The organism is Listeria grandensis FSL F6-0971, assembly GCF_000525835.1.
Taxonomy (GTDB): domain Bacteria; phylum Bacillota; class Bacilli; order Lactobacillales; family Listeriaceae; genus Listeria_A; species Listeria_A grandensis.
The window spans coordinates 37,267-46,183 of the sequence record NZ_AODD01000023.1 but is presented as its reverse complement, the minus strand read 5'-3'; the positions used below and the strand labels follow the sequence as shown (position 1 = coordinate 46,183).

Here is an 8,917-nt window from a genome sequence, read left to right as displayed (position 1 = left end):
TCCATTTTAAAATTCCTCCTATGGTTGCATTTTTAATTTTACTTTGTCGTTGCGTTTTTCACGAGTTGCATGACGCGATAAGCTGAATAGCCACTGGCCTTCTCAAATTCGTTACCCAGGCTCTTCTCTTCGCCGATCGAACGAACGACTTCTTTGAATGCACTATACTTTGCTTTTATTTCAGACGCTTCGATGCCAGTCTCGTAAGCTCTTTCCACGGCTTGATAAAAGCTAATAACGGTTGCCATCTCGTCTTTTGACCAATCTAAATTAATCGGATAACTATACTCCACGCTTGCTCCCTCCTTCATTCGATAACCCGGATTGCACCGCTGTGTCTAACGCTTTTACGGTGGTTACTAACTGTTTTTGCTCCGCATCGGAAAGGGTTAATGGAACGACCTTCTTGACGCCTGAAGCACCGACAACCGCTGGAATACTGATGAATCCTGAGGTCACGCCGAATTTCTCTTGTACATATACGCCCACCGTCAAAATCATCTCTGCATCTTCCAAAATAACCTTCACAAGCTCCGTCAAACCGAGCGCGATACTGCAGTCAAATAAACGGCCCTCCGCTAAAGGTTCACGTGGAAACTCACTTATTTGCGCCACAATAGGTTCTAATTTTTCAAAAGAATAGCGATCTGGTTCATCCATGATATAGCTTAAAATCGGGCGTCCACCAATATAAGCGCGACTCCAAATAGGAACACCGTATTCTAGCGTACTACCAATCATGTAGGCATGCACGTTTTTCGGATTCACCTGAAAGTACCGACCTAGCTCCGATTGTAAATGTGCTGTATCAAGCATCGTGCCAAGCGCAATAATTCTGTCAGTAGCAAGACCAGAGAATTTCATAATCCAATGTGCGACAACCTCACTCTGCGGTGTTGCCACCACGCAAATACCTTGGAATCCAGTTTCCATCCACTGCTTCACAAATTTGCGAACGATCGATGAAGCCTGTTGCATATCCTTGGTATCCATAAACGGATCATGCGTGAACACAATTAACGACGCGTTCCGACATTCCCCGAAATTCCCCGATATAAGCGTTGTTCTTGATCGGAAGGAGGTGCCGTACTGCATATCTTTTATCATGTGAGACTTCTTCTCTGCAATAAGGCACGCCTCCACATTTAGCTGCTGGTTCATCATTGCAAAAACGAAACTCGTGCTTATCTTATTATTGCCGATAATCGCAATTTTTTTTTCGATCCATTGCCAAAACAGCTTCACGCTCCCTTTACTAGATGTATCCTTCTTCATTTTATCATGAATAGCGTAACGATAAAAATATTGTGATTGCAAAAAAAAGCACCAACTCTACAACTCGTAGAATCAGCGCTTTTCTCCTATTCTTCCTCTTCGAAAGCTTGCCTGTGGTTCTTCCGTATATAATGTGTCGCAATACAAAAAAAACGTCGGTAAAACATAACTAACGATACTCAATAAAACGACTTCCATCACAGACTTCTGAATGTAACCATTGGTCAATTGAATGAAACCAGTAATCGGCGTTTCTAGAATCTTTATAACACTTTTTATACCACCTGTATCATGCATATGATGGAAAAATCCTACAATAAAGGCTAAAATCGTTAATACAAAACAAATCCCTGATACCACATACGCTATCCAGAATAGCGCTCGCTTCCATGTCCCCATTTTCCACCTAATCCTAATCGTATTTTGTGCCGAACTACACTCATTCTACTCCTTTGCTATGTAAAATCACACAAAAACGACTTTTATTGAAGAAAGCGGCTGTTTTCATGCGTTTCGAGATAGTCCTTTTTCAAGAAATGCGTCGCCACACAAAAGAATGCTGGCAACAAGTAGCTGATGATAATTGCCAAGAACACAGACCAAATCGGACTCGTCAAATGGATCGTAAAGACCGCTGGATCTGTCACTGGACTCGCTAATATTCGCAAAACGGCGCGCCAACTATCGGTTTCATGCATATGCACGATAAAACCGTGGACAATGTTCACAACAAAACCTAAAAAGAAAATCGCGGAGAAACCATACACAATACCGAAAATAATTTTTTCAACCTTTTTTTTCAATTTTACACCTGGATTCTTTTATTTTATATAGTTATCATACTACTTTGTTCTCGATTTCACAATAGTAAATTGCATAGGTAAAACGCTATCTGGACTGTTCCCCAGATAGCGTCATGTATTACATGTGGATTGGACGACCTAGCGCAAGCTCTGCCGCTTCCATTGTCAACTCGCCTAAAGATGGGTGGGCGTGAATAGTAAGCGCAATATCTTCTGCTGTTACGCCTGTTTCGATGGCAAGTCCTATTTCCGAGATAATATCGGATGCGTTCATTCCTGCAACTTGGGCACCAAGGATAAGTCCGTCTTCTTTCCGTGTTACAAGACGTACGAAACCTTCTGGAGCGTCAAGGGATAGGGCACGACCGTTACCGCCAAATGGGAATTTAGCAGCTTTTACGTCGAAGCCTTTTTCTTTTGCTTCTTTTTCTGTTAAGCCAACTGTTGCTAGTTCTGGATCACTGAAAACAACTGCTGGTAGGGCTGTGTAGTCATTTTCAGATGCTTCGCCAGCGATCGCTTCAGCGGCAACTTTTGCTTCGTAGCTTGCTTTGTGGGCAAGTGGAACACCTGGAACGATGTCACCGATAGCATAGACGTTAGAAAGATTTGTGCGACCTTGTTTGTCTACTTCGATCAAACCGCGTTCGCTTAGTTTCACGCCTAGTTGTTCTAAGCCGATGTCATCCGTGTTTGGACGACGACCTACTGTTACTAAGACATAATCCGCTTCAACGGTTTTTGTTTCGCCGTCAGCTTCGTATGTTACTTTTACGCCATTTTCTGTTTCTTCGGCAGATTTCGCCAAAGCTTTTGTTACGATTTCCACGCCTTTACCTTTAAGGTTGCGTTTTACAAGAGAAATCATATCTTTTTCGTACGTTGGCAAGATTTCTGGTCCGCCTTCAAGGATTGTTAACTCTGTTCCAAGGTTAGCAAATGCGCCACCAAGTTCTGTACCGATGTAACCACCGCCGATTACGACAAGTTTTTTCGGAACTTCTGTAAGAGCTAGCGCGCCTGTTGAGCTAAGAACACGTTTGCCGAATTTGAATCCTGGAATCTCGATTGGACGAGAACCAGTTGCAATGATTACGTTGTTGAATGTGTAAGTTTGCGCGGATTCAGGGTGGATAACACGTAGGGAGTGCTCATCAACGAAGAAAGCTTCTCCTTCTAGCATTTCCACTTTATTCTTTTTAAGCAAGCCTTTCACGCCTGTTGTTAATTTGCTAACGACAGAGCCTTTCCATTCTTGCGCTTTTGTGAAATCTAGGTTCACGCCATCTGTTGTGATACCCATGTTATCGGAATGTTTCGCTTCAGCAAAACGGTGACCAACTGTGATCAAGGCTTTGGAAGGGATACAACCAACGTTTAAACAAACGCCGCCGTAATGTTCTTTCTCGATAATCGTTACTTTTTGTCCTAATTGTGCTGCGCGAATTGCCGCAACGTATCCGCCGGGTCCTGCACCAATGACGATGGTGTCTCTTTCTTCTGGAAAATCGCCTACTACCATTTTTTTACGCCTCCATTAGTAAAAGTTCTGGGTCATTTAATAACCGCTTGATATTGTTCATAGCTTTTTGAGCTGTTGCGCCGTCGATTACGCGGTGGTCGAAGCTTAACGATAGAGCAAGTACTGGTGCTGCTACGATTTCACCGTCTTTAACGATTGCTTTTTCTGCGATACGACCTACACCTAAAATGGCAACTTCAGGGTAGTTGATAACTGGTGTGAACCATTGGCCGCCAGCTGATCCGATATTTGAGATAGTAGAAGAGCCATGACGCATTTCTTCCCCAGTCAATTTACCGTCGCGTGCTTTTGTAGCTAATTCGTTAATTTCGCTAGAGATTGCAAAAATCGATTTTTTGTCAGCGTCTTTGATAACTGGTACGTAAAGACCGTGATCTGTATCTGCTGCAATACCGATATTGAAATAATGTTTGTAAACTAGTTCGTCTGTTGCGTCGTCAAGTGTCGTGTTGAGCACTGGGAACTCGCGCAATGTGTTTACTAGTGCCTTTACCATGTAAGGTAGGAAAGTAAGTTTGATTCCTTTTTCAGCTGCTACGTCTTTGAAACGTTTACGGTGAACCATCAAAGCAGAAACTTCGATTTCATCCATTAGCGTGACGTGTGGCGCAGTGTGTTTCGAGTTAACCATTGCTTTTGCGATCGCTTTACGTGTTGGTGTTAATTTCTCGCGTGATTCTGGGTATGTTCCACCGCTAACAACTGGCGCTGCTTTTGCTGTTGGTTTCGCTGTTGCAGTTTCTTGTGACGCCGCTTTTGGAGCTGCTTCGCTTGTTGCTACTGCTGCTGTATCGCCATTTAGGAATGCATCAACGTCTGCGCTAAGCACGCGGTTGTTTTTGCCTGATCCTGCAACTTGGCGGATGTCTACGCCTTTTTCACGTGCATATTTACGTACAGATGGCATCGCGATAACTAGACCGTTTGGATCTTTTTGCGATGATGGTGTACCATTTCCACCTGATACTGGCGCTTGTGCTGCGTTATTATTTGCAAGTTTTGCAGTGTCTGCTGGAGATTCTGGAGTAGAAGAGTGATCTGCCGTTGCTTCACCTTCAAAGTCGCCCTCGAATGTGATTAACACTTGACCAACTGTTGCTACTACGCCTTCACCAACTAAAATGTCTTTTACAGTTCCTGCGACAGGAGATGTAATTTCTTCGACAGATTTGTCATTTTGCACTTCGAAAATGGTAGCATCTTCTTCAATTTGATCGCCTGGTTTTACGAACCATTTCACGATTTCGCCTTCATGAATTCCTTCACCAATGTCCGGTAATTTGAATTCGTAAATGCCTTTTCCACCTGCTGGTGCTGGAGCCGCTGCTGGTGTAGAGGCAGGTGCTGCTGGTGCTTCTTCTGCATCATTTTCATGGCCCTCAACGCCATCAAACGTGATTAGAACTTGTCCAACTGTCGCTACTACGCCTTCACCGACAAGGATTTCTTTGACAGTTCCTGTAATGGGAGATGTAATTTCTTCAACGGATTTGTCATTTTGAACTTCAAAAAGGGACGCGTCTTCTTCGATCTTATCGCCTGGTTTTACGAACCATTTGACGATTTCTCCTTCATGTATACCTTCACCAATGTCCGGTAATTTAAATGAATATGCCATTTTTTTAAAAGCCTCCTGTTTTTGTTGTGGCTCTTACGAAGCGTACTTTGCTAAGTTAGAGCCTCAATATGCATGAGAACAAAGTGAGCATGTAATCCATTCCCACCTTATCTCATGTTTTTCTTCTAAACTTCTCTTAAAACGCTAAAACTTCTTTAATACGCTCAACAATATCGTTATGGTTTGGTAACCAAACTGTTTCTGCTTGCGCGAATGGGAAGATGCTGTCTGGTGCTGTAACACGCATCACTGGTGCTTCTAGAGAAAGGATGGCACGGTCGTTGATTTCAGCGATAACGTTAGCAGCGATTCCTGCTTGTTTTTGCGCTTCTTGAACGACAACTACGCGATTCGTTTTCTTAACGGAAGCGATGATTGTGTCTACATCCAACGGGCTGATTGTACGAAGGTCGATAACTTCAACAGATACGCCTTCTTTTTCTAGTTCTTCTGCTGCTTTCACAGATTCTTGAACCATTGCGCCATAAGTGATGACAGAAACGTCTGTACCTTCACGACGAACGGCTGCTTTACCGATTTCGATTGTGTACTCGCCTTCTGGTACTTCTTGACGGAATGAGCGGTATAATTTCATGTGCTCTAAGAAAATAACGGGATCGTTATCGCGGATTGCTGAGATCAAGAGACCTTTTGCATCGTATGGAGTTGATGGGATAACAACTTTTAGACCAGGTGATTGTGCCATTAGGCCTTCCAAGTTATCTGCATGAAGTTCAGGCGTATGAACCCCACCACCGAATGGCGCACGGATTGTGATTGGAGCAGTACGAGTACCACCAGTACGGTAACGCATACGTGCCATTTGACCAGCAACAGAATCCATTACTTCAAAAACGAAACCGAAGAATTGAATTTCAGCAACTGGACGAAAGTCTTCTAGTGCAAGACCGATAGCAAGACCACCGATACCTGATTCTGCAAGTGGCGTATCGAATACACGATCTTCGCCAAACTCTGCTTGAAGACCTTCAGTAGCACGGAAAACCCCGCCGTTATTACCTACATCTTCACCGAAAACGAGGACGTTCTCGTCATTTCTTAGTTCTACTGCAAGCGCATCTGTAATCGCTTGAATCATTGTTTTTTGCGCCATGATTATTTCGACTCCTTCGCTTCAAAAATTGCCAGTTGCTCTTTGATTGGAGCAGTTGGTGTTTCGTACATATTTTTAAGAAGATCTGATACTTTTTGTTTCGGTGTAGCGTCAGCTTCTTTAATAGATGTTTTGATTTCTTCTTTTGCTTGTTCAATTATTTCATTTTCTTTTTCTTCGTTCCAAAGCCCTTTCGCTTCTAGGAAAGTACGGAAACGAACGATTGGATCTTTGAGTTCCCATTCGCCATCAAGCTCTTTTGTACGGTAACGAGTTGGATCATCACCTGAAAGTGTATGTGGACCATAACGGTAAGTCATTGTTTCGATCAATGTTGGGCCATCGCCTGCAACGGCACGATCACGCGCAAATTTCGTTACAGCGTATACTGCTAGTGGATCCATACCGTCTACTTGAACGCCTGGGATTCCAGCTGCAACTGCTTTTTGAGCAAGTGTTACTGCCGCAGATTGTTTTTCGCGTGGTGTTGAGATCGCGAACATGTTATTTTGTACAACGAAGATTGCTGGAGCTTTATAGGCACCGGCGAAGTTCATACCTTCGTAGAAATCACCTTGTGAAGATCCGCCGTCACCTGTGTATGTGATGACAACTGCGTCTTTTTTACGCTTCTTAAGCCCTAAAGCAACGCCGGCAGCTTGAACGATTTGTGCACCGATGATGATTTGTGGAGATAGAACGTTTAAGTCGTCTGCGAATTGATTTCCGACAAAATGGCCACGTGAGAATAGGAAAGCTTTCGTCAGTGGAAGACCATGCCAGATCATTTGTGGTACATCACGGTAACCAGGAAGCACGTAATCTGCTTTTGTTAACGCATAATGACTTGCAAGTTGTGAAGCTTCTTGTCCAGCTGTTGGTGCATAGAAACCTAGGCGACCTTGGCGGTTCAAGGAAATCGAACGTTGGTCAAGAACACGTGTCCAAACCATGCGTGTCATTAATTCTACTAATTGCTCGTCTGTTAAGTCGGGCATCAAGTCAGGATTAACAACCTCTCCTTTTTCATTTAAAATTTGGACCAATTCAAATTGATCGGCAACAGCTTTAAACTGCTCTTTCACATCTACTACAGTCTTCTTTGTTTTAGAAGCCATCGTGTAATCTCTTCCCTTCTGGTTTGAAATATTTTTAAGAATTGAATGCGCAAACATTAGTTATTCTTTCCACTACGTATAATGTAGCAAAAGTTCCGCTTGTCAGGCAAGCAATACAATGCATGGTTCGCTTCTCAATTTTCCTAACTGGATTCGTGTATTATTCGGTTCGTTCAAAAATAATTCACAGTGCCATCTGCCCATCTTCTTGCCTATTCCCAATCTTTTAGGACTGAAAACATGGTTTTGGGATGAGTTTGTGAAAAAGGATACGAAATACCTTCACATTCACAAATTCACCTCGCTTCGCGGCGATCGCTTGGATTTAGACTTCGCTGTTATATTTTTTAAACGCCTTACTATTAATACACCAATCTTCCTCTTTAATTTACACCATCCATCTGCATTCGTCAATAACTTAAGCTCACTTTGTTTTTATTGTATTACCAAGGTTTTACGTCCCATCATTCGCTTTCGAAAACTGTATTAGGAATTGTGTTTCTTAAATGAAACTGTTATATAATAAAGCAAAGATCGCTTAGGCTTCATCTTTCGAATTTTATTTGAAACGGCTTTCTTTTGTTTGTGAAATCACAAACAAATATATTTATATAACAGCTCGACATGGCGAACAATATGCTAACTACTGTTTTTAACGTTCGTCTTTTTAGTGTCTATATTCTAACATAAAAGTTATTTCATCCCTAGCATTTACTCTTTTCGATAGGAATTGGAAGTAAAATTCATTCCCAACGCGAGCTTTTTTTGGTAAAATGGAGATAAGTTTATTAGAACAGGAGAGAAAATAATGCTTACAATGGATGATATTGTCCGTGAAGGAGATCCTGTTTTGCGCGCTGTCGCGGAGCTGGTCACTTTCCCGCTATCGGATGAAGATAAGAAAACTGGTCAAAAAATGTTAGAGTTCCTCATTAATAGTCAAGATCCTGAAATCGCTGAGGAACACGAATTGCGTGCTGGTGTCGGTATTGCTGCGCCACAAATTGCTGTTTCCAAGCGTTTGATTGCGATTCATGTACATGATGACAATGATCGTTTATACAGCTATATTTTATACAACCCGAAGATTCGTAGTCATTCCGTGGAAAATGCATGTCTAGGCGGTGGTGAAGGCTGTCTTTCAGTGGATCGTGAGGTTCCTGGTTTCGTCGTGCGCAGCGCGCGTGTGACTGTGGAAGCTTTTGATATCGATGGGAAGCCGTTGAAATTGCGTTTGAAGGGGTATCCTGCGATTGTAGTACAGCACGAGATTGATCATTTAAACGGGATTATGTTTTATGATCATATTAATAAGGAAAATCCCTCTTATTTACCGCCTGATGTGACAATTTATGAATAACTAGGACGAAGCAGACCGAGCTATTTGATATAGTTCGGTCTGCTTTTTATTTCAAAGCGGACTTTTTTCATTTACGACCTCCCAGA

Annotated in this window: 7 protein-coding genes and 2 pseudogenes; 1 reads left to right on the top strand and 8 read right to left on the bottom strand. The window is 42.6% G+C overall.

Annotated features, from left to right (window positions below; all coding sequences use genetic code 11):
- Window positions 1-18 precede the first annotated feature (18 nt).
- The 8 genes and pseudogenes from PGRAN_RS12475 to pdhA all read right to left on the bottom strand — a co-directional run bounded on the left by PGRAN_RS12475 (window position 19) and on the right by pdhA (window position 7,471).
- A pseudogene (locus tag PGRAN_RS12475) lies at window positions 19-293 on the bottom strand (UPF0223 family protein).
- Window positions 283-1,317, bottom strand: a complete 1,035-nt coding sequence (locus PGRAN_RS12470) for a Rossmann-fold NAD(P)-binding domain-containing protein (protein WP_051998632.1) — start codon at window positions 1,315-1,317, stop codon at window positions 283-285. Before PGRAN_RS12470 ends, PGRAN_RS12475 begins: the two are co-directional and overlap by 11 nt.
- A 44-nt stretch (window positions 1,318-1,361) precedes the next feature.
- Window positions 1,362-1,674, bottom strand: a pseudogene (locus PGRAN_RS12465) (hypothetical protein).
- Window positions 1,675-1,757: 83 nt separating this feature from the next.
- Window positions 1,758-2,078, bottom strand: a complete 321-nt coding sequence (locus PGRAN_RS12460) for a hypothetical protein (protein ID WP_051998630.1) — start codon at window positions 2,076-2,078, stop codon at window positions 1,758-1,760.
- 118 nt (window positions 2,079-2,196) lie between these two features.
- Complete coding sequence (gene lpdA / locus PGRAN_RS12455) at window positions 2,197-3,600, bottom strand: dihydrolipoyl dehydrogenase (RefSeq protein ID WP_036067465.1); 1,404 nt, start codon at window positions 3,598-3,600, stop codon at window positions 2,197-2,199.
- 4 nt (window positions 3,601-3,604) lie between these two features.
- Window positions 3,605-5,239 carry a dihydrolipoyllysine-residue acetyltransferase gene (locus tag PGRAN_RS12450; RefSeq protein WP_036067464.1) on the bottom strand — a complete coding sequence of 545 codons (1,635 nt, stop codon included), beginning with the start codon at window positions 5,237-5,239 and terminating at the stop codon, window positions 3,605-3,607.
- A 136-nt stretch (window positions 5,240-5,375) separates the two neighbouring features.
- Window positions 5,376-6,353 carry an alpha-ketoacid dehydrogenase subunit beta gene (locus PGRAN_RS12445; protein ID WP_036067463.1) on the bottom strand — a complete coding sequence of 326 codons (978 nt, stop codon included), beginning with the start codon at window positions 6,351-6,353 and terminating at the stop codon, window positions 5,376-5,378.
- A 2-nt stretch (window positions 6,354-6,355) separates the two neighbouring features.
- Window positions 6,356-7,471, bottom strand: a complete 1,116-nt coding sequence (pdhA, locus tag PGRAN_RS12440) for a pyruvate dehydrogenase (acetyl-transferring) E1 component subunit alpha (RefSeq protein WP_036067462.1) — start codon at window positions 7,469-7,471, stop codon at window positions 6,356-6,358.
- Window positions 7,472-8,279: 808 nt separating this feature from the next.
- Here pdhA and def point away from each other — a divergent pair.
- Window positions 8,280-8,831 carry a peptide deformylase gene (gene def / locus PGRAN_RS12435; RefSeq protein ID WP_036067461.1) on the top strand — a complete coding sequence of 184 codons (552 nt, stop codon included), beginning with the start codon at window positions 8,280-8,282 and terminating at the stop codon, window positions 8,829-8,831.
- The last annotated feature ends 86 nt before the right edge of the window (window positions 8,832-8,917 follow it).

Coding starts and splice junctions, on each gene's coding strand:
- lpdA (WP_036067465.1), bottom strand. CDS start 3,600: ATGGTAGTAGGCGATTTTCCAGAAGAAAGAGACACCATCGTCATTGGT.
- PGRAN_RS12450 (WP_036067464.1), bottom strand. CDS start 5,239: ATGGCATATTCATTTAAATTACCGGACATTGGTGAAGGTATACATGAA.
- PGRAN_RS12445 (WP_036067463.1), bottom strand. CDS start 6,353: ATGGCGCAAAAAACAATGATTCAAGCGATTACAGATGCGCTTGCAGTA.
- pdhA (WP_036067462.1), bottom strand. CDS start 7,471: ATGGCTTCTAAAACAAAGAAGACTGTAGTAGATGTGAAAGAGCAGTTT.
- def (WP_036067461.1), top strand. CDS start 8,280: ATGCTTACAATGGATGATATTGTCCGTGAAGGAGATCCTGTTTTGCGC.